The organism is Marivirga sp. (genome assembly GCF_024636815.1).
Classification (GTDB): domain Bacteria; phylum Bacteroidota; class Bacteroidia; order Cytophagales; family Cyclobacteriaceae; genus Marivirga.
Genome location: NZ_JAGXGF010000209.1, coordinates 1 through 22,328, shown reverse-complemented (window position 1 = coordinate 22,328; position 22,328 = coordinate 1). Strand labels below are relative to the sequence as shown.

The window sequence follows — 22,328 nt, the reverse complement described above, 5'->3', positions numbered from 1 at the left end:
TTAATTTTAAGCTTCTGCTAACATTTTCTCTCCTGCCTCAATGGCTTCTTCAATAGTACCTTTCAAGTTGAAAGCTGCTTCTGGAAGGTGATCTAACTCACCGTCCATGATCATATTGAAACCTTTGATTGTTTCTTTGATATCAACCAATACCCCTTTCAAACCAGTAAACTGCTCTGCAACGTGGAAAGGCTGAGACAAGAATCTTTGTACTCTTCTTGCTCTATAAACTGTTTGTCTATCTTCTTCAGACAATTCGTCCATACCCAAGATAGCAATGATATCCTGTAATTCTTTATAACGCTGTAAAATCTCTTTTACTCTTTGTGCACAATCATAATGTTCGTCACCTACGATACTTCTTTCTAAAATTCTAGAAGTTGAATCCAATGGATCCACTGCTGGGTAGATACCTAACTCAGCAATCTTACGAGATAGTACTGTAGTAGCATCTAAGTGAGCGAAAGTAGTAGCTGGAGCAGGGTCAGTTAAATCATCTGCAGGAACGTAAACAGCCTGAACGGAAGTAATGGAACCATTTTTAGTTGAAGTAATTCTTTCCTGCATGGCACCCATTTCAGTAGCCAAAGTAGGCTGGTAACCCACAGCAGATGGCATTCTACCGAAAAGGGCAGAAACCTCAGAGCCGGCCTGAGTAAAACGGAAGATATTATCAATAAAGAAAAGAATATCTTTACCTGTTTCATTACTGTCTTTATCACCATCACGGTAATACTCAGCCAAGGTCAAACCTGACAAAGCAACTCGAGCACGAGCACCTGGAGGCTCATTCATCTGACCAAACACGAAAGTAGCTTTAGATTCCTTTAAAGCTTCTTTATCCACTTTTGAAAGATCCCATTTGCCTTCTTCCATAGAGTGCATGAATTCATCACCATATTTTACAATACCTGATTCCAACATTTCTCTAAGCAAGTCATTACCTTCACGAGTTCTTTCACCCACACCGGCAAATACAGACAAACCACCGTGTCCTTTTGCAATATTATTAATCAACTCCTGGATCAATACGGTTTTACCAACACCGGCACCACCGAATAAACCAATTTTACCCCCTTTTGAGTAAGGTTCAATTAAGTCGATAACTTTAATTCCTGTATATAATACTTCAGAAGAAGTAGATAAATCTTCAAATCTTGGTGCATCCCTGTGGATTGGTAACCTAGTTTTTCCTTCCGGTTGCTCAATACCATCAATAGCGTCACCAATTACATTAAATAATCTTCCTTTTATATCTTCACCAGTTGGCATTGAGATAGGCGAACCAGAATCTAAAACCTCCATACCTCTGGTCAAGCCTTCTGTACCATCCATCGCGATGGTTCTTACCCTGTCTTCACCTAAATGTTGCTGACATTCTAGAACGATAACGGAACCGTCAGATTTTTTTACTGAAAATGCATCAAAGATGTTAGGTAATTTTGCGCCTTCTGCTTCAAAGCTCACATCCACTACCGGGCCAATTACTTGGGTAATCCTACCAATATTTGCCATGATTTAATAATTATAATAAAATAAAATTGCTCTCTTCTTTCAGGGTGCAAAGCTAAGGTTTAATTCAATTATAACAAAGCATTTTTATCTTTCGGTTAGGGTTAAGACTAAAATTTTATGATCTAATGGCTTATCATATTTCAAGGGAATACTTTTTCCAATAGTAGCTTCCATTTTTCCATTCATGGAAAAGAGTTGAAAATTGTAAACTTAATAAACCTGTACTGTTAAATTAGCAGAAAATTAAATGTATATACAATGAAAAAAATAATATTAAGTCTTGCTATAATGGCTTTTATAGGGCTTTCTGCTTCAGAAAGTCATGCCCAGCTATTTGGCAAAAAGAAAAAAGATGAACCCAAGAAAGAAAATAGTTCAAAATCAAAATACCAGCCATACTCCAAAGTAATTACATCAGATGCAGAATCTGATGAGGGGTTGTTTACTTTCCATAAAGTAGATGACAAATACTATTTTGAAATACCGGAAGATTTATTGGAAAGAGAAATTTTGATTGTCTCCAGGATTTCTGGTCACGTTAAAGGATTGAATTTTGGAGGAGCAGGAATGAAATCTCGTCCTCAGCAAGTAATTCGTTTTCAAAAGAAAAATAATCAATTATTGTTACGTTCTGTTTCTTTCAACTCAGTAGCGGATGCAGATGATCCTATTTATGAATCCGTTAAGAATAATAATTTTGAACCGATCATTCATACCTTTAAAATTGAGGCATTAGGTAAAGACTCGTCATCCTTTGTAATTGATGTAGAGGATTTCTTTACATCTGATGTTCCTATGATTGGTGCTCTTTATGATTACCAAAGAAAAGCATTCAAAATTTCTTCTGTTGATAAAAGCAGGTCTGTAATCGTTCATGGTAAAGCATTTCCTGAAAATGTAGAAATCAGACATATCCTAACTTATAAAGGAAGTGAGATTCCTGACAATCAATTAACTGGCGCATTATCAATTGAAATGAATCAATCTAGGATTTTGCTTCCAGAAGATCCAATCGTTCCAAGAAACTATGATGATAGGGTAGGCTACTTCTCTATTCGTCAGTTAGATTATTCTAAAGATTCTCATAAAGCAGATGACAATCGTTTCATTACCAGATGGAGATTGGAACCTTCTGACTGGGAAGCTTATAATAAAGGCGAATTGGTAGAACCAGTTAAGCAAATTGTATATTATATCGATCCTGCTACTCCGCTTGAGTGGAGAGAATTCATCAAAAAAGGGATTGAAGATTGGCAACCCGCTTTCGAAGAAGCAGGTTTTAAAAATGCCATTGTAGCCAAAGATGCACCAACAAAAGAAGAAGATCCTGACTGGAGCCCTGAAGATGTTAGATATTCAGTTATTCGCTATATCGCCACTGATATTCAAAATGCACAAGGGCCACACGTTCATGATCCAAGAACTGGAGAGATATTAGAGAGTGATATTTTATGGTATCACAACGTAATGAATCTTTTAAGAAACTGGTACTTTATCCAAACAGCAGCCGTTAATCCGGAAGCTCAAAAAGTTAAATTTGAGGAAGAATTGATGGGAGAATTAATCAGATTTGTAGCTGCACACGAAGTAGGTCATACCTTAGGATTACCTCATAACATGGGGTCAAGTGTAGCTTATTCAGTTGATTCATTGCGTTCCGCTAAATTCATGGAAACACATGGTGTTGCACCTTCAATCATGGACTACGCTCGATTTAATTATGTGGCTCAGCCAGAGGATAGTGTTGAAAATTTCTTCCCGATGGTGGGCGAATATGACAAATGGGCTATTGAATATGGCTACAGAGCGATTCCAAATATTGATACATCTGAAGAGGAAGAGGCAATTTTAAATGGATGGATATTAGAGAAAGCAGATGATCCGGCTTACCGATATGGTCGTCAGCAAAGAGGTGTTGTAGATCCTACTGCTCAAACAGAAGATATAGGAGATGATTCTATGATTGCATCTGCTTTAGGTATTAAAAACTTAAAAAGAATTGCAGATAGATTAATTGAATGGAGTTCTGAAGAAGGTAAAAATTATGATGAGCTTTCTGAGCTATATGGAAATGTAATCGGTCAATATAATCGTTATATGGGTCATGTTACAGGCAATGTTGGCGGTATAAGCGAGTACTATAAAACATCTGATCAAGAAGGAGCTATTTATACTCATACTTCTAAAGACAAGCAAACAAGAGCTATTGCATTTTTAAATGAGCAATTATTTGAAACCCCGGAATGGCTGATTGATACTGAAATTTTAGGTAGAATTGAGTCTGACGGAATTATTGACAGAGTAAAAGCTTTGCAGACAAGAACTTTAAGTAGTCTTTTCAGTGCGTCAAGAGTTAAAAGAGTTTTAGAAAATGAAGCATTAAATGGAAATGATGCCTATAAAGCTACTCAGATGATGAGTGATTTACGTACGGGCATTTTCTCTGAATTGAGAACTGGCAGAAGCATCGATACTTACAGAAGAAACTTGCAAAAAGCTTTTGTTGAGCAATTGGGTGATTTAGTGAATATTGAAGATAATGATATTCGTACAACTGATATACCATCTCTTTCCAGAGGTAATCTAGTTACTTTAAGAGCTGAAATCAATAGAGGTTTAGCAAGACAAAGCGATCAAATGTCTCGTTACCACTTACAAGATTTAGTAAGCAGAATTGATCAAATATTAGATCCAAGAGGATAAGATTTTTGAAGATAATTTATTTTAAAGCCTTTCGGAAGGACACTATCCCAAAAAGTGTGTAACTAAAAATTTTGTAGATAGGGTTTAAGATTCGTTTAATCTGACCCTATCTTCAAATATAATAAGAAAACTGTTAAGTATCACCCCCCAGTTTCTAATAGGCTGTGTCCATTTTTTACTTACCTGTCTAACAGATAAAAACACGGATTTCATTACCGCATCATCGGTTGGAAAAGAAAGCTTGTTCTTGGTATACTTTCTAATTTTTCCGTTAAGGTTTTCAATTAAGTTAGTGGTATAAATGATTTTTCTAATTTCCACAGGATAATCAAAAAATACGGTTAGTTCATCCCAATTGTCTTTCCAGCTTTTAATGGCATAAGAGTATTTTGATTCCCATTTAAGGCCAAAATCATTTAAAGCTGCCAAGGCCGCCTCCTTGTTTGGAGCGGTATAAATCTCCTTCATGTCACGGGTGAACTCTTTTTTATCCTTCCAGACCACATATCGGCAAGTATTTCTTATTTGATGGACTACGCATATTTGAGTGACTGATTCAGGAAATGACGCTCTGATGGTATCGGTAAAGCCATTGAGATTGTCCGTTGCCGTGATCAGGATATCCTCTACGCCCCTTGCTTTTAAATCGGTGAGCACGCTCATCCAAAATGCAGAGGATTCGTTCTTTCCCAGCCACAAGCCCAATACTTCCTTCATTCCGTTGGTTTTGAGGCCCACAGCAATGTAAACCGTTTTATTAACCACCTTAGAGTTTTCTCTCACTTTAAAAGAAATCCCATCCATCCAAACAATCAGATAAACAGGATCCAATGGCCTGTTTCTCCAGGCTACAATGTCCTCGGCAATGGTGTCGGTAATCCTGGATATAGTAGAAGTTGAAACATTGATATCATATAATTCCCGTATCTGCTCTTCTATATCCTGATTGGACATTCCCTTGGCATACATGGATATAATCACGTTTTCAATGCCCTCTGCCATTCCTTTTCTTTTAGGCACAAGCACAGGTTCAAAGCTACCTTCCCTGTCTCTAGGGACATTTATGGAGGCTTCACCAAAGGAGTTTTTGAGTTTTTTGTTTGAATACCCGTTACGAGAATTGGAGCTGGCAGTCTTTTGGTTTTTATCATAGCCCAAATGCCCGTCCAACTCTGCTTCCAGCATTTTCTCTACTGCACGTTTTTGAAGTTGCTGTAGAAAATCATTGAGTTCATCTCCGTTCTTAAATTGCTTTAAAAACTCTTCGTTTAATAAATCTTCTTTTTTCATCTTGCAATCTGTGTGTTTATAAAGTTAAAAATATTTACACACAAATTGAGAAAAGCGCCTGCCGCGGGCTCCTCGAAATTTAAGTAGCGATTTTTGCAAAATCACTTCCTAAATTTCCGAGGCTCAATAACTGTTTCATAAGTCCTAATTTAGAACTTACACAGTTTATGAGATACTCCCTTCGGAAGCAATTTCGAAAGGCTTTTTTCTTTTAACCACAAAGTCACAAATAACACAAAGAAACAGCTAAAGTTGTTGAAGGGCTCCGTATTTACCAATTTACCCAATTAAAAATACCTAGTTTATTAATTAATAATTATTAATCATCCATTAAGAAATCCTGCTCCAATTCACATTTTTCTTCTGCTGCTGCTCCACTTGAATTTTAATCAGTCTGTTTTCCTCTGATTCTAAATCAGGATCCTTTGAAATAACAGTTTGGGCGCTTTGCCTGGCAATAGATAAAATAGGCTCATCCTCACGCAAATCACCAATCATCAAATCAAGCTGACCACTTTGCTGTGTGCCCATCATGTCTCCGGGGCCTCTTAGATTCATATCTACTTGTGCAATTTCAAAACCATCCGTAGTGCGCACCATGGTATCCAGTCTAGTTCTGGCTTCTTTGCTAAGTTTGTAGCTGCTTACTAACACACAATAGGATTGCTCTGCTCCTCTTCCAACTCTTCCTCTGAGCTGATGCAATTGTGCTAATCCAAATCTTTCAGCATTTTCAATCACCATAACCGAGGCATTCGGCACATTCACTCCCACTTCAATTACCGTGGTAGCCACCATGATTTTGGTTTCTCCTTTTACAAACCTGGCCATTTCAAAATCTTTATCAGCTGCTTTCATTTTACCGTGCACAATACTGATCGGAAATTCCGGAAATGCCCTGGCTATACTTTCATATCCATCCATTAAATCTTTCAAATCCAATTTTTCGGATTCTTCAATTAATGGATACACTACATAAACTTGCCGTCCTTTTTCTATTTCCTTTTTTATAAAACCGTTTAATTTTAAGCGATTAGCATCATACTGATGAATGGTTTTGATTTCTTTTCTACCAGCCGGTAATTCATCTATGATGGAAATATCTAAATCACCATAAACCGACATGGATAAGGTTCTTGGGATAGGGGTGGCAGTCATAATCAAAACATGCGGAACAAAATTTTCATTCTTTTTCCATAGACGAGCTCTTTGTGCTACTCCATAGCGATGCTGCTCATCAACTATTGCTAGTCCCAAATTTTGAAATTGCACCACTTCTTCCAAAAGTGCATGAGTACCTACCAGAATTTTCAGTTGGCCTGATTTTAAATCTTCATGAATGACTCTTCTGGCTTTGGTTTTGGTGGAGCCGGTAAGCAATGCAATGCTCACACCAATTTTATCCGCAAATTCCTTTAAGCCTTCATAATGCTGGTTAGCCAATATTTGAGTAGGCGCCATTAAAGCTAACTGAGTTCCGCTGTCAATCGCAATAAGCGAAGCAATAAAAGCCACTATGGTTTTTCCACTTCCTACATCGCCTTGCAAAAGACGGTTCATTTGTTTTCCGCTTTTAAAATCAGCAAAGATTTCTTTAATCACTTTTTTCTGTGCGCCTGTTAAATCAAAAGGAAGGTGAGATTTGTAAAACTCAGTCAGTAAATCTGTTTTTTGAAGGACTTGTCCTTTAAATTTTTCAAGCCTAATCTTTTTCTGCATTAGCAGACGCAACTGCATAAAAAAGAACTCGTCAAATTTCATTCTGAAGCGAGCCTTCTGCAGCAATTGCTGGTTTTTTGGCACATGAATTTGAACTACCGCATCCTTTTTAGCCAAAAAGCTATATTGCTGAATGATATGTTGCGGAAGCGTTTCTGGTATTCGGTTATAAGCCTCTTGCAAAAGAATTTTTTGAAACTTAAATATGGCCCTACTGTCTAGAAATTTTCTTCTTAAAAGCTCAGTGGTAGAATAAATGGGTTGTAAAAATTCTTGCTGAGCTGAGACAGGAGTTAAAACCTCTATTTCCGGATGGGCTATATTGAATTTACTACCAAATCGAGTAGGCTGTCCGAAAACCACATAATCGATTCCGCTTTTTAATTTGGGACTAATCCAATTGATACCTTTGAACCAAACCAGTTCCACAGTTCCTGTGTCATCAGCAAACTGAACCACCAACCGTTGTTTTCTACCCATCCCTACTAGTTGCTTCGAACGGATTTGCCCTTTTATCTGGACATTGGACATCTCCTGATGAAGATCTCGTACTTTATAAAATTTAGTGCGGTCTTCGTAACGAAATGGATAATGCTGCAAAAGATCAGCATAAGTGAAAATGCTTAATTCTTTATTGAGTAAGCTCCCCTTTTGAGGACCTACTCCTTTTAAAAATTCTATAGGCGTTTTAAAGAAGGATACCATCTTAATTCCACTCTAAAGTATTTAAACTGTGGATTATGTCTTTTTTCACATATTCGATAACGGGTGCTAAAGAATCATTTTCCGTAGCTGTTCTAAAATATAAAGCTCCTCTCAAAAAGTGAGTAGTGGAATCTGTAGTATAAAACTGGAATTGACTCGGAACATCTCCCTTTAATTCAGCTAATGATACTTTTTTGCCATTAGGCGTAACCATAATAGTTTCTTGAATCGAGCTGGCTTTAATTTGATGCTTTGTGGTCAGTTTGTAGGCATCATCAATATTGGTCCTTAATGAATCTCGATTGTTATGCAATGGTTTATAGGTAATATGGATTTCCGCTACAAATTCAGGATAAAATAAAGCAAACCAATAGCGTTCTCTTATATAAGATGAATCAGGTAATATTTTAGCATGAACAGAATACTCAAAACTAAACGGAAAAGAATCCGGCAAAGCTTCATATTGATGATTGGGCAAATCTATTCTATTATATCCTGTGGGTTTAGGATAATAATCTGACTCGCAAGCCATAAATAAAACAGAAGCAATTATAAAATATCCTGAAATTTTGAAAAAATTCATATTACAAAGTTAAGAGCATAAATTAATCAAGCTTTCAGAATTTAAAAAAGTTTTGAATTTGTTGGCAATTATAAGTTCAGTTTGCAAAACGCTTGAAATTTAGAGGGATTTTTCTTTTAAAAGATTACCGCTCATGATTTTATCTTTCTAAATTGAATTCTATTTGAAGTATTTTATTCAATTTTAGAATATTATTTCCAATTAAATATACATCCTTTTTTAAGAATCGTATTACTTTATAAATAGTAAATTCTTCTGATTTCAATTTAGATATTAACTCATTATGAATAATAACTTAACTATAGAAAATACCCCAATAGATAAACAAAAAGCGATATTTAAGGCGCAGAAAGATTTTTTCTTTACTCAAAAAACTAAGGATTATCAATTTAGAAAAACACAGTTACTCAAGCTTAAATCTTTGATTAAGGAACATGAGCAGCAAATTATGGATGCTTTAGCAAATGATTTTGGAAAGCCTCCATTTGAAAGTTATGTAACCGAAATTGGTTTTTTATACGATGAAATCAACTTCACACTTAAAAACCTCAAAAAATGGATGAAGCCTAAAAGAGTAGGGACTTCCCTCGTTCATTTTCCTTCCAAAAGCAGAATTATCTATGAGCCAAAAGGTGTGACCTTAATTATAGGGCCATGGAACTACCCATTTCAGTTATTATTAGCTCCTGTAATAGCTTCTATATCTGCAGGAAACACCTGTATAATAAAGCCACCTGAAGAAACTCCTCATATCTCTCATTTAATAAATGAATTAATCAGTAAAAATTTCAATGAGGAATTCCTGGCAGTAGTGATGGGAGAAGGCCGGGTAGTTGTACCAGAATTGATGGAAAACAATCGTTTCGATCATGTTTTCTTTACAGGAAGTGTGCCTGTTGGGAGAATTATTGCTCAATTAGCAGCTCCACAGTTAGTGCCCGTTACTTTAGAGCTTGGAGGAAAATCTCCGGCTGTAATTGATGAGAAAACGAATTTAACTGTTGCAGCAAGAAGGATTACATTTGGAAAATTAATTAACTCCGGGCAAACATGTGTTGCACCAGATTATCTACTGGTTCATGAAAAAATTAAGGACAAATTCGTGGATGAACTCCGAGCCACTATCATGGAGTTTTATGGCATTTCTCCCACAGAAAGCAAAGATTTGACTCAAATAGTGAATCAAAAAAGATATGAAACATTGAAATCTTACCTGAAAGAAGGAAAGATTGTATTTGGAGGAGCGTTCGATGATGAGAAAAGGAAAATTGAGCCAACTTTAGTAGAAGGGGTTACGGAAAATGATAAAATGTTTCAAGAAGAGATATTTGGACCAATCCTTCCTGTTTTTTCATACAAAACTAATGAAGAAGCACTAGATTTTATTAGGAAAAATCCTGATCCATTGGCTTTTTATCTTTTTACTTCTCAATCCAAAACAGAAAAATTCTTTTTAGATAGGATTAGATTTGGAGGCGGAGCTATAAATAATACCATAGTTCATCTAGCAAATCCTGAATTACCTTTCGGAGGAGTAGGTAATAGCGGAAGTGGTAATTATCACGGAAAATCTGGATTTATGGCCTTTTCACACGAAAAATCGATACTAAAATCAGGAACATGGTTCGATTTAAGGAAAAAATACCCTCCTTTTGATGAAAATAGCATGAAAATAATAAAATTCTTAATGAAGTGATTTTTCATTTATTGTAATTGTGCTATAGAATATTAAAATTTCCTTAAAATCATTTTCTATTCTCTTATGATTTAAAAGGCTTATCGATTAAATTGACTGTCAAACTATTACACAATGGCAAAATCAATTATAGTATCTAATCGGCTCCCTATCAGAATTGAAAAAGAGGATGGGAAAAATGTATATAAAACTAGTGAAGGAGGTTTAGCTACTGGCCTAGGTTCCATTTATAAAGAAGGCAATAACATTTGGATAGGATGGCCTGGCATAACATTGGAGCATGATGAAGAGCAAGAAGTAGAAAAAGAACTGATGAAGCATAACATGCGACCGGTTTTTCTTACCGAGCATGATGTAGATGAATTTTATTTAGGCTTTAGCAATCAAACCTTATGGCCTGCTTTCCACTATTTTATTCATCATATGCGTTTCAAAGATGAAGAATGGGAAGCCTATTATAATGCCAATCGAAAATTTGCCGATGCTATTTCAAAATGGTTAGAGCCAGATGATATCATTTGGGTGCATGACTATCAATTAATGTTAGTGCCCAATATGCTGAGAAAGCAATTTCCAAATGTAACCATAGGATTCTTTCAGCACATTCCCTTCCCTTCTTATGAGGTATTCAGGATGATCCCTTGGAGAAAAAAATTGTTAAATGGAGTTTTAGGCGCAGATTATATAGGATTTCATACCTATGATGATATGCGCCATTTCTTAAGTAGTTGCCACCGACTGGCAGGTTACAGTTATGAGCGAAATCAAATATTAGTAAAAAACAGATTGGTTGAGGCTGATTCCCTTCCAATGGGAATAGATTATGATAAATATTTAGAGTCCGCTACTAGTCAGTTGGCAAAAGCAAAAGAAATATCCTATCGCGATTCTCTCGGCAAACAAGAATTAATTCTATCGATGGATAGGCTGGATTATTCTAAAGGCATACCCGGCAGGTTGAAAGCTTTTGATAAGTTTTTGGAGCGATATCCAGAATATCAAGGACGAGTTTCATTATTCTTGATTGTGGTTCCATCGCGGGATCAAGTAGCAAGCTATAAAGCGCTTAAGGAGAAAGTAGAATTTTTAGTAGGCCATATAAATGGGAAGCATGGTACTATCAATTATATTCCTATTCATTTTTATTACAGAAGCTTTCCTTTGGATGATTTATCCGCATTCTATCGTATGTGTAAAATTGCTATGATTACACCTAAGCGAGACGGAATGAATTTAGTTTGTAAAGAATTTATTGCCAGCCGTGAAAATGAAGATGGCGTTTTGATTCTTAGTGAAATGGCCGGTGCCTCCAAAGAGCTTTCTGATGCAATTTTGGTCAATCCAAATGATGAAAATGAAATGGTGGAAGCCATAAAAACAGCATTGGAAATGCCATTGGCCGAGCAAAAGCGCAGAATGAAAATGATGCAAAGAACGGTGAAGAAGTATACAATCTTCCAGTGGGTAGATTTATTTATGAATAACCTGAAAGATCTGAAGGAAAGACAGCAGTCAATGGCTACCAAAAGGCTGGATAAAGAATTAAAGGACTCTATTACTAAAGAATTTAAGAATGCTAAAAACCCTATTATATTCTTAGATTACGATGGCACATTAATGCCTTTTAATGAAAATCCTGATGATTGTGCACCGGATACAGAATTATCACAAATTCTTCATCAGCTTGCCGTGAAAGCGAAATTGGTAGTCATTAGCGGAAGAAAAGCAGCTACTCTTGAAGAATGGTTGGATGAATTTAATATTGATTTGATAGCTGAGCACGGCATTAAAACTAAAAGAGCTGGAGCCAAATGGGAAGTAAACGGAGATTTACAGGATGACAGCTGGAAAAATGAAGCCAGAGATATTTTAGAGTTTTATATCCAAAGGACTCCAGGATCATTCTTAGAAGAAAAAGAGCATACACTTGTTTGGCATTACAGAAAAGTGGAAAAAGGACTTGGTAGCTTAAGATCAAGTGAATTATCAAGCCATCTGAAGCATTTCATGACAAACAAAGGGCTCGATGTAATCGAAGGAGATCATGTAGTGGAAGTAAAACCATCTATTATCAATAAAGGAAAAGCAGCTCTGGAAAGGTTAAAAGGTGAAAAAACAGATTTTGTCATGGCTTTTGGTGATGACAGAACTGATGAAGATACTTTTGAAGCTTTGCCTAAACATTCTTTAACCGTAAAAGTGGGCAGTGGATTTTCATATGCAAAATATGCCGTGGAAAATAATGAAGAAGTAAGAGCATTGCTACAGGATTTTGTTAATGAGTGAAATTGTTATAAAATTTAATTTCTCTTCATTTCTTATCCACAACTCCTTCTTTAAGGTATTTTCACCTCCAAGTTTCTGTGAGATTTCAAAGGGTATTCATTTCGCAACTTTGGGTGAAAAAACCCAAACGGGGGATGTTTTTGCAAAAGCTTGGGCGAAAACACTTAAGCAGGGAAAGAAAAATTTATAGAAGTTAATTAGTTGTTGAACGCAAGTAGATATACTATAAAATATGACAGACAAAAAACTAGTATTCATGGAACATGATGGTGCAATTGATGATTTATTGTCACAATTGTTACTGCTAACCATGAAAGATGTAGAAGTAATCGGTATAAATGTGACACCAGCTGATTGTTTTATAGAACCAGCAATAGAGAGTTCTTATAAGATATTACAACTGTTTGGAAAAGAAAAAATCTCAATAGGGAGAAGTGACAAAAATGGAATTAATGCCTTTCCAAATGAATGGCGAGCGAGGCCAGAAGTGATTAATGCGCTACCAACTCTAATTAATGAGCGTTATGATTTAAACCCTTATTCCCTTCCAAAGGCTGTGGATTTATTAATTGATAAATTGACATTTGCAGATAGACCTGTCACAATTTTAATCACAGGACCATGTCCAAACTTAGTGGAAGCAATAAAAAGAGCACCACATATTAGGGATAAAATTGAGCAAGTAGTATGGATGGGTGGAGCATTCAGGACACAAGGAAATGTACAAACTTACCAACATAATGGAACTGCAGAATGGAATATATATTGGGATCCTGAAAGCTCCAAGGAGTTATTTGCATTAGAGCTTCCATTAGTTTGTATCCCTTTGGATGTCACAAATAATGTCCCAGTGAATAAGGAATTCTTATCAAAGCTAGCATTTCAATCTGATCATTATTTATCAAACTTAGCTGGACAATTATGGGCATTAACTATTGACACTATCCCAAGCTACCATTATGTATATTTTATGTGGGACGTTTTAGCAACATGTTTTATTTCATTGCCTGAGGAGTTTACTCTAGAGGAAGTGAAAGCTGTTGTTAGTGATAGACCTCCTAATGCTGGTCAAACGCAATTAATTGAATCAGGTCATAAACTAAAAATAGCAGTTGATGTAAATAAGGATATCTTTTATCATTATGTATTAAATCAGTTAAAAACTGAGATTAGACTACAAGCAACATTATAATAAAATTACACTTATTCAACTATTTTGTTAATGTGGAATTTCCTCACCACTGCTTCTTGAAGGTGTTTCAAGTACCTTTGCGATTTCAATGGGCATTCATTTCGAAAATTTAAGTGAAACGCACAAACGGGTTATGTTTTTTTTTAAAATAAAGTAAATGGGTAATGAAGCCCAATTTCTATTTTTTCTAAAAGATCGAAATTCCTGATTTAATTAGTTGATATTTCAATGAAGCTTGTAATTTTGCAATATGAACTATTTGCTCATAGAACAAGCCGACTTTAGAGATCAACTTAAACCCTTTACTTTCACTCGCCCTATTGCAGAAATTCGAGTGGGAATTTTAACGATAAAAGAGAAATGGGAAAAGCATTTAAATGCTTCATTATCTTATATCTCTGCTCCGGCTTTGAGCGAGAAATATCCAACAAAAACGGAAGCACAGAATATTTTAATCAATAGCTCCGTTTGCCCTAACCCTGAATTAGTGAAAGCTATCCAATTAGGAGCAAGTTTGAAAAAAGAAGGGGTTTTGATTTCAGCCACTGCAACTGAAGAAGAAATAGGTTTTTTTGATCCTAAACAAAAACTGGAAGAAGCAGCTGAATACGATGGTGAAATCACCATGATCACTCAGAGCTGGCATATTTTTCAAAAAAATGCAGCTGAAATCAGAAGTGATTTTGATTTAATCACTTCAGGAAGAAATTCCCAGCATGTAAATGATACTCATACTACCGTTTATGGTGAAAATAACATTTTTATAGAAGAAGGTGCATCTATTAAAGCAGCTATATTAAATGCTGAAAATGGCCCGATTTACATCGGGAAAAACGCTCAAATTCATGAAGGCGCCATAATAAAAGGCCCTTTTGCCATGTTAGATAATTCCCATGTTAATATGGGGGCTAAAATTAAAGGAGATTCTACTATTGGTCCTTTTTGCAAAGTAGGTGGAGAAGTTAGCAATTCAGTTTTCTTTGGCTATTCCAGCAAAGGGCACGATGGCTTTATCGGGAACTCTGTGGTAGGTGAATGGTGTAATTTAGGTGCAGACACCAATACGTCTAACTTGAAAAACAACTATGCTAACGTAAAGCTTTGGGATTATGCCAAAGGAGGATTTGCAGACACGGGTTTGCAATTCTGTGGTTTAATGATGGGCGACCATTCCAAATGCGGAATTAACACCATGTTTAACACCGGAACCGTAGTAGGAGTAAGCGCTAATATTTTTGGTAGTGGATTTCCGAGAAATTTCATACCTTCCTTTGCTTGGGGTGGTGCAGCTGGATTTAGCACATTCAATTTGAAAAAAGCATTTGAAGTAGCTGAAAAAGTGATGGAAAGAAGAGATAAAACTTTGGATGAGGTAGAACAAAAAATTCTGACTGAGCATTATGAGGAAAGTAAGTCTGATAGAATTTGGGAGAATGACTAAAAAGAGCTAATAGTTAAGACCTGTCAGGTTTATAAAACCTGACAGGTCTCTCACATATATTTATAATTTAAAACATACATAATGAAAGTAGCAATAGGTGGCGATCACGCTGGATTTGAATACAAAAAGCGATTAGTTGAGTTTCTTGAAAAAGAAGGCCATGAGGTTAAAGACTTTGGACCTGATTCAGATGGATCTGTTGACTATCCTGACCATGTACACCCACTAGCTGAAGCAATTGAAAAGGGTGAACAAACTTTAGGGATATTGCTTTGCGGAAGTGCAAATGGAGTTGCTATGACTGCTAACAAGCATCAAGGAATCAGAGCAGGGATCGCCTGGGAAGAAGAACTAGCTTCTCTTACACGTCAACATAACAATGCCAATATTATCTGCATTCCAGCTCGTTTTATTGACTATGACAAAACACAATCCATTGTAAACACCTTTTTAACTACAGAATTTGAAGGTGGAAGACATGGAAGAAGAGTGGATAAGATTAGTTGTTAAAAAAGAGTATAGAGCCTAATGTTTACGATATATTAGGCTCTATACTCTATTCCTTAAATTCACCTCTTCAAAGAAGCCTTATTGAAAATATAATCAGGAATTTCAGGGTTAAACTGTATATCTAGCATTATGAAATCAGTTCCTTCTCCTTCTTTGAGGACATCTTTATAATTCACATTTTTAGGGTACCATCTACTAAATTTCCATCTATTTGATTATCTTGAAAAGGGTTTGAAAGAATGGAACCACTAATGTCAACTGAAGCTAAAACATCAAAACTTTTACCAGAATCCAAGGAATGTGTATAATTAATTTCAGGTATATAGCGCCCACCAACAAATAAATAATATTGATTATCAGGACTGTAATTACCAAAAGCAGATACTTGACCACCCCATGAAACCTGACTTTTCAGAAGAGAAGGGGAGAACATCAACAATATGATAATTATCCTTTTCATGTATCATCTTTTGACAAAAATTCCATAGAAGAAGAAATTACTCAATTCCATTATGGCTTCATCCATGCTCTTGAACATTCTCAGGAAGTTTTCATCTTGCATTTTGGTTCTAATCACCCCCAACATATCAATTATAAATTCGGGTTTTAAATCAGCTCGTACCCAGCCTTCCTTTTTAGCCTTCTCAAAATCGGCTATCATCACTTTATATGATTTTTGAGTATAATTATGAATGAGTTCACTCAAAGCTGAGCCATCTTCCGATAAGATTTCATTGATGAAATCCTTACTCATATTTTTTGCCTCCTGATGTTGGAGGTGTAAAATCTTACTGATTTTTTCCGGAAATGGCTTTTCCTCATCCATTATAGCCGAATATCGCCTCAAATTATCTTCTAAAATGGCTTCCAGAATTTCTTCTGCGGCATGCTCTTTATTTACGAAGCGTCTGTAAAAGGTCATTTTACTTACACCTGCATGTTCGCAAATTTCTTCTACTGTGACCTTTTTTAAGCCATATTTCCAAAATAAGACTTTGGCACTGGCTAATATCGCTTTTTGACTTTTAGTCATTTTCAGAGACTTGAAATGTTACTGATTTGTATTTATGTTACAATTATAGTATATATTTTCAAATACGTAACAATTCAAGAATAGTTTTTTTACTCTGAAACCTTTAAAGTTGATTGATTACTTCAGAAATGATTTTTTTGTCTATACCTTTTTTAGAAATAAAATAAGCTTCTAATTCAGAATCGTTGAGTTGATGAGTAGCTAACAAACCTTTGATAATGGTTTTTAAATAATGTTGATTTGGTGAGTTAATATCGCTTGATAAGTAATTCTCATTGGTAAAAGTGAAGATAGGAGCATTGTCCTTTTCTCCTAAACTCAACAAATTACCATACCAGCTATTTCGTTTTATGACAGAGGATTTTTGATTTTGAGCTCTATCAAAATTTATTTCAGTTGGTTTATCAGCATTATTTTCCTGTTGAACCACTTCCATAAACTGCTGACGATTGATTAGATACATATTGCCAAGCGTCTCAGCTTTGTGGTTTTTATCAGGATTGACAAAACAAACACCTCCTCCATTCCATACTTTTGCGTTTTTAGCAAAGTATAGTTCATGCGGAATTTCAATTGGTTTTTGGTCTAAGGGTGGTGTTTGGTCTTCACATCCCTTATAAGTTCTGGTAGCACCTTCAGGCTTTCCTCCCTGGATGTAGCACATGAATCTTTCTGTGGAAATATTGGAGCCATAGCTGGCATACCAAATATAATTACTCATACTAAGCTTATTTATTATTTACGGGCGTTCCCTATACCCTATTACTCCTATATATTCGGCCTGGTCGAAGAAAGTGTTACAGGACATTTGATTTTCTTTGCCACAAACTACGTTATTTTCACAATCAAATGGGTAAGTTAATATGTACTCGCAGGGATTGTATAATTGAAAATATTGTTGATTTTTATATAAATACAATTCTAAAATGACATTACAATCTAATTCTTGTCCATTGTAAGGCACCAAATTGTATTCCTCCAATTTATTATCTGTACAACTTTTCAATACCTCATCATTATTGCAACTTAAAATGAAAATTGAAAGAATTACACCAATTAAAGAATATTGGACCTTATTAATCATAATTATCTAACCTTAAGGGTAATTGAATATAAGGAATTTATGATAAAAAGCCTGAAAAGTTAAGTGTGATTTTGAGATATTGTATTACACTTATATTCTTAATAAACCAGTCTGATAGATTTCAAAAGTTTAATAGGCTATTTTATCTGCTCTGCTAAAACTTTAATCCCCTCCTCAAAAGAATGAGGTTTATAACCTAAATCCTTTTTAGCTTTATCCAAAATAAACCCTGTCTTCGGAGGTCTTTTAGCTGTTTGTTTAAATTTAGTGCTATCCGATTTGGTCATGGTGGTTTGAGGCAAATCAAAGAATTCAGCAGTTTTAACTGCCATTTCATAAGGGGTTAATAAATCATCTCCCGAAATATTATAAATGCCTTTTGCTTTCTTTTCAGCTATCAATAAACAACCCATAGCCAAATCTTCAGCCAAAGTGGGCGATCTCCATTGGTCATCTACCACTTGAATATCTTTACCATCTTCAAGAGATTTTTTTACCCAAAGGATTATATTAGAACGGCTCATATCATGTGCAATGCCATAAACCAATACCGTTCTTGCTATTGCCCAATCAATCTTGCTTTCCAAGATCAAATTCTCAGCAGCTAATTTACTTTCCCCATAATAGCTTATGGGATTAGCTTTTGCTTCCTCCCTATAAGGACCATCCTCACCATCGAATATAAAGTCTGTGGAAAGTTGTAGAAGAAAGGCATTATGTTTTTCTGAAGCTTTAATAAGATGATCAACTGCCGTTACGTTTAATTTCCAGCAATCTTCTTGCTCCGTTTCGCACTGATCAACATTCGTCATGGCAGCGGTATTGATGATAACATCAGGTTGATACTTACCTACCACATCCATTACTTCCTGCTCATTTGTAATATCAAGGCTTTCAAAAATATATACAGACTCCTTAGGTAATCTATTTTTACCACGAGCTGTGGCTATTAAGTCATGCTTATTTTGCTCTGTAATTAAATTGACTAATTTCTGACCTAATAAGCCATTGGAGCCTGTGATTAAAATTTTCATTTGCGTATAGTTGATTTTTTATGACCACCCTGATTAATCAGGATAGGCAGGTTCTTATAAATCTATTCCTACCACAGGTAGGTAAGCTATCTCTTGTTTGGTACCGAGTACGCGAGATGCTCATTTTATTTTTCTTCTTCAGGGTATTCGTAAGCGTATTGCTCGGTAATTTTTTTCTTCGACATCTTTTCAATTTCTGCTGTCATAAAGATGTCTTTAACTGGTTTATCAGCTCCTACAGTTCTAACAGAAGCGATAGAATCCACCACATTTAAACCTTCCACTACTCTTCCGAATACCGTATATTCTCCATCTAAATGTGGCGCTCCTCCAATAGTTTCATAATCTTCTATTTGAGCATCAGTGAATTGATACACCTCTATTTCCCCGAATTCTTTCTCTACCAATGAATCTGCAGTAGTTTCCATGAAATTTTGCAAACCTTCCATATCCTGGGCTTTTTGCATTTCAATCACTTCATTTCTGAGGTTAGCATATTTCTTCATTCCTAATAGCTCACGTAATTTCATCTGCTTTTGTTGGTAAACTCTTCCCTCAGCCATTTGCAATAAATCATTTTTCTCAAATTTTTGCCCATGAATAATGTAAAATTGAGAGCCACTAGATTTTTTCTCAGGATTAACATTATCACCTTGACGAGCTGCTGCCAATGAACCTTTTACATGCCAAAAATCAGGATGGATTTCAGCATCTATTGTATAATTCACTTTCTCCTCATCTTCAATTCCACTTTTCTGGTTGACATCCCCACCTTGCACCATGAAATTTTCAATGACTCTATGGAAAATAGTACTGTCGTACTTTCCTGATTCCACTAACTCAAGGAAATTCGCTTTGTGTTTGGGCGTTTCTTCATAAAGAATGGCGGTCATATCACCATATTTTGTATGAAATACCACTACCGAATCTTTTGATGTTTGGCAAGAAGCCATAATTATCAATAAGGAAAATGCTAAAATTAAACTGTTTCTATTCTTCATCTTTTTTATTCTTCTGATAGTTGTTCTCTAATTTCTTTTAATACTCTGTCTCCACCTTTTTTCAATATCTGACGAGCTAATAATGTTCCCAATTCTTCCGCTCGGGAAGTTTCATCTGTTAATTTCATGGAAATTCTTTCCTGTCCATCTAAGCTGATAATGCCTGCTTCCATTTCAATTGAATTGGCGTTTAAGTTTGCCAATCCGAAAACAGGAATGCTACACCCACCTTGCAAATGACGCAAATAAGCTCTTTCTGCTCTCAGGCAATATTCTGTATTTCTATGATTAAGTGCAAATCGTAGCATTTCCTTTTTATCACCTTCAATACTTTCGTGCACCTCAATGGCAACTGAACCTTGTCCTACAGCAGGAATAAATTCTTTGGTAGAAAGCTCCAATTTGATTTTATCATCATATTCCATTCTATGGACACCTGCATAGGCCAACAAAATAGCATCACATAGGCCTTCCTCCATTTTCCTGATTCGTGTTTGCAGATTACCTCGGATATCTACTGTTTTTATGTGCGGATAAAAATGCTTTAATGTAGCAATTCTACGGGTGGAAGAGGTTCCAATTACAATAGGATTTTCTTTGTCGTTAATGTCAATGGTTTCTTTATGTGAAACCAACACATCATTTACTTTTTCTCTTTCGGTAAATGCAATTAAATCAAAGCCTTCAGGTAATTCTGATTGCATATCTTTGGCACTGTGCACGGCAATGTCAATATTCCCTTCTGCCAGTTGGGCTTCAATTTCTTCCGTAAAAACACCCTTACTTCCGATTTTAGAAATGGCTACATCTAAAATCTTGTCTCCCTTGGTTTGGATGATTTTAATCTCAGCAGTATGCCCAGCTTTCTCAATTCTATCTTTAACGTATTCTGCCTGCCATATTGCCAACTTGCTGCCTCGAGTGCCAATTCTTATATTCATTTTATTAATTGTATTAATTTCGTCAATAATTATGTCGTTTGGTAGAAAAATAAATCATTGCTCTGTCTGCCCTCAAATAAAAAGTCGGTCATCGACCGTTTTGATGGTATTGAAAAGAAAGGTTTTCTTCTAAAACATCCACCACAAATCTACCACTCAATAATTTTCTACCCAATAAAATAGGGTTTTTCATATGGCTTCGATCGGAAAGGGAAAATTCTGTATTGTAGATCTTATTAAAAATCTTGATTTTGGTCTTTATGACATAACGCTCTTGCACTTGTCCATTGGAGCTTTTAATTCGCTTCAATTTAAAATCAGAGGTTTTGAATTTCTTAGCTTTCATTCCCTGGCCTAAGCGCTTTGCACTAATGGTATAAACCAATAAATCAGTTCCGTCTTTAGCCTTTTCGATATGAATCTTAGAACAATGAATAGCAGAAGTATAAGCTCCTGTATCGATTTTTGCCTGAACTTTTACCAAGCCCAGTTCAGGTAAATCCAGTTTGTCAATTCTGCCTATGGTTTTTTTGGTCTTCAATTTAGGATTTCAATTCAGCAATAATAGTTCTACCGCCTTTTGTTTTATCCCCTATATTTACTTTCACTTCAGAATCTAGAGGTAAATATATATCTACTCGAGATCCAAATTTGATAAAGCCGAATTCTCCTCCTTGCTCCACCATATCACCTTCATTCACATACCATTTAATTCTTCTGGCCATGGCTCCAGCAATTTGTCTGAAAAGCACTTCAACTCCATTAGCGGTTTCTACCACTATGGTAGTTCTTTCATTTTCAGTGCTCGATTTTGGATGCCAGGCTACCAAATATTTTCCTGCGTGGTATTTACAAAATTTTACTACTCCAGAAATTGGACTTCGATTTACATGTACATTCACTGGAGACATGAAAATGGAAATTTGCTTTCTCTTACCTTTAAAATATTCCGGTTCATCAGTGTCTTCTATCACCACTACTTTTCCATCGGCTGGTGCTAAAATATGTTTTTCATCCTTATTAATGATAAACTTTGGGCTTCTGAAAAATTGTAAAATCACAAGGTAAAGCACTATTAAAGCAACCAATACCGCATTATTCACCCAAGCTGGTGTATCTAAAGCATATTCGAATACAAAGAATATCCCAACGAATATAATCAATGAGAAAAATAAAATTTTCCTTCCTTCTTTATGTAAAGTCATAATCTAAATTTAAAAATCAACCAAATATAATTACTAATGAATTGATTCCATGAGGTAATTGTTATTAAGTGTGAAATTTCGTTATTAATATGTGTTAATTCTGAAGATTTCAAAACATGTCAATCGTTATTTCCGATCATCTCCATTAGATTAGAACGTCATACTCGCGGAGGCGGGTATCTATTGATTTTAGCCTTTGGTTAAAATATTAACCTGAGTTCGATTCTAATTTAGGATTCAGAACGCCTGTAAATAGTGAGTTTCAACTAAAAATTCTGAAACAATAGCAGGCTATTGCAAGGGGTTTTTAGGAAGAAAATCGCTGTTTATAGGCGGAAAGGGGAAAACTTTTCCATAAAATCCAATATACTGCGTTGTCTTTCCTCGATA

Annotated in this window: 20 protein-coding genes; 6 read left to right on the top strand and 14 right to left on the bottom strand. The window is 35.6% G+C overall.

What is annotated here, in order from left to right; all coding sequences use genetic code 11:
* Positions 1-6: 6 nt before the first annotated feature.
* Positions 7-1,515, bottom strand: a complete 1,509-nt coding sequence (gene atpD, locus Q0L29_RS15025) for a F0F1 ATP synthase subunit beta (RefSeq protein WP_296622973.1) — start codon at positions 1,513-1,515, stop codon at positions 7-9.
* 258 nt (positions 1,516-1,773) lie between these two features.
* Between atpD and Q0L29_RS15020 the strand changes: the two genes are divergently transcribed.
* Positions 1,774-4,218: a zinc-dependent metalloprotease gene (locus Q0L29_RS15020; RefSeq protein ID WP_296622972.1), complete on the top strand. Its 2,445-nt coding sequence runs from the start codon at positions 1,774-1,776 to the stop codon at positions 4,216-4,218.
* 84 nt (positions 4,219-4,302) lie between these two features.
* On the opposite strand, the gene Q0L29_RS15015 is transcribed toward Q0L29_RS15020, so the two are convergent.
* From Q0L29_RS15015 to gldD, 3 genes are all read right to left on the bottom strand, one after another.
* Positions 4,303-5,508 carry an IS256 family transposase gene (locus Q0L29_RS15015; protein ID WP_296622970.1) on the bottom strand — a complete coding sequence of 402 codons (1,206 nt, stop codon included), beginning with the start codon at positions 5,506-5,508 and terminating at the stop codon, positions 4,303-4,305.
* Positions 5,509-5,838: 330 nt separating this feature from the next.
* A complete protein-coding gene (gene recG, locus Q0L29_RS15010) occupies positions 5,839-7,932 on the bottom strand; it encodes an ATP-dependent DNA helicase RecG (RefSeq protein ID WP_296622969.1) in 2,094 nt (697 codons plus the stop codon).
* 1 nt (position 7,933) lies between these two features.
* Complete coding sequence (gldD, locus tag Q0L29_RS15005) at positions 7,934-8,515, bottom strand: gliding motility lipoprotein GldD (RefSeq protein WP_296622968.1); 582 nt, start codon at positions 8,513-8,515, stop codon at positions 7,934-7,936.
* A 283-nt stretch (positions 8,516-8,798) separates the two neighbouring features.
* Between gldD and Q0L29_RS15000 the strand changes: the two genes are divergently transcribed.
* From Q0L29_RS15000 to rpiB, 5 genes are all read left to right on the top strand, one after another.
* Positions 8,799-10,211, top strand: a complete 1,413-nt coding sequence (locus Q0L29_RS15000) for an aldehyde dehydrogenase (protein ID WP_296622966.1) — start codon at positions 8,799-8,801, stop codon at positions 10,209-10,211.
* A gap of 114 nt (positions 10,212-10,325) precedes the next feature.
* Positions 10,326-12,497 (top strand): bifunctional alpha,alpha-trehalose-phosphate synthase (UDP-forming)/trehalose-phosphatase, encoded by a 2,172-nt coding sequence (locus tag Q0L29_RS14995; protein WP_296622965.1) that lies wholly within the window; start codon positions 10,326-10,328, stop codon positions 12,495-12,497.
* A gap of 232 nt (positions 12,498-12,729) precedes the next feature.
* Positions 12,730-13,689 carry a nucleoside hydrolase gene (locus Q0L29_RS14990; RefSeq protein WP_296622964.1) on the top strand — a complete coding sequence of 320 codons (960 nt, stop codon included), beginning with the start codon at positions 12,730-12,732 and terminating at the stop codon, positions 13,687-13,689.
* 250 nt (positions 13,690-13,939) lie between these two features.
* Positions 13,940-15,130 (top strand): GlmU family protein, encoded by a 1,191-nt coding sequence (locus Q0L29_RS14985; protein ID WP_296622963.1) that lies wholly within the window; start codon positions 13,940-13,942, stop codon positions 15,128-15,130.
* Positions 15,131-15,211: 81 nt separating this feature from the next.
* Positions 15,212-15,640: a ribose 5-phosphate isomerase B gene (gene rpiB, locus Q0L29_RS14980; protein ID WP_296622962.1), complete on the top strand. Its 429-nt coding sequence runs from the start codon at positions 15,212-15,214 to the stop codon at positions 15,638-15,640.
* Positions 15,641-15,699: 59 nt separating this feature from the next.
* Here rpiB and Q0L29_RS14975 read toward each other — a convergent pair whose 3' ends face one another.
* The 10 genes from Q0L29_RS14975 to Q0L29_RS14930 all read right to left on the bottom strand — a co-directional run bounded on the left by Q0L29_RS14975 (position 15,700) and on the right by Q0L29_RS14930 (position 21,938).
* On the bottom strand, positions 15,700-15,816 hold the full coding sequence (locus Q0L29_RS14975) for a hypothetical protein (protein ID WP_296622961.1): 117 nt from the start codon (positions 15,814-15,816) through the stop codon (positions 15,700-15,702).
* Entirely contained in the window at positions 15,813-16,100 is a 288-nt protein-coding gene (locus tag Q0L29_RS14970; protein WP_296622960.1) for a hypothetical protein, read from the bottom strand. The genes Q0L29_RS14975 and Q0L29_RS14970 overlap by 4 nt, the downstream gene beginning before the upstream one ends.
* Positions 16,101-16,103: 3 nt before the next feature.
* Positions 16,104-16,673, bottom strand: a complete 570-nt coding sequence (locus Q0L29_RS14965; protein WP_296622959.1) for a TetR/AcrR family transcriptional regulator — start codon at positions 16,671-16,673, stop codon at positions 16,104-16,106.
* Between the two features lie 103 nt (positions 16,674-16,776).
* Complete coding sequence (locus Q0L29_RS14960) at positions 16,777-17,394, bottom strand: hypothetical protein (RefSeq protein ID WP_296622958.1); 618 nt, start codon at positions 17,392-17,394, stop codon at positions 16,777-16,779.
* An 18-nt stretch (positions 17,395-17,412) separates the two neighbouring features.
* Complete coding sequence (locus tag Q0L29_RS14955; protein ID WP_296622957.1) at positions 17,413-17,757, bottom strand: hypothetical protein; 345 nt, start codon at positions 17,755-17,757, stop codon at positions 17,413-17,415.
* A gap of 137 nt (positions 17,758-17,894) precedes the next feature.
* Entirely contained in the window at positions 17,895-18,791 is an 897-nt protein-coding gene (locus Q0L29_RS14950) for an NAD(P)-dependent oxidoreductase (RefSeq protein WP_296622956.1), read from the bottom strand.
* A 125-nt stretch (positions 18,792-18,916) separates the two neighbouring features.
* A complete protein-coding gene (locus Q0L29_RS14945) occupies positions 18,917-19,792 on the bottom strand; it encodes a peptidylprolyl isomerase (protein WP_296622955.1) in 876 nt (291 codons plus the stop codon).
* Positions 19,793-19,797: 5 nt separating this feature from the next.
* A complete protein-coding gene (hemC, locus tag Q0L29_RS14940; RefSeq protein ID WP_296622954.1) occupies positions 19,798-20,733 on the bottom strand; it encodes a hydroxymethylbilane synthase in 936 nt (311 codons plus the stop codon).
* A gap of 88 nt (positions 20,734-20,821) precedes the next feature.
* Positions 20,822-21,274, bottom strand: a complete 453-nt coding sequence (locus Q0L29_RS14935; protein WP_296622953.1) for a RimK/LysX family protein — start codon at positions 21,272-21,274, stop codon at positions 20,822-20,824.
* A 1-nt stretch (position 21,275) separates the two neighbouring features.
* On the bottom strand, positions 21,276-21,938 hold the full coding sequence (locus tag Q0L29_RS14930; protein ID WP_296622952.1) for a phosphatidylserine decarboxylase family protein: 663 nt from the start codon (positions 21,936-21,938) through the stop codon (positions 21,276-21,278).
* Between the last annotated feature and the right edge of the window lie 390 nt (positions 21,939-22,328).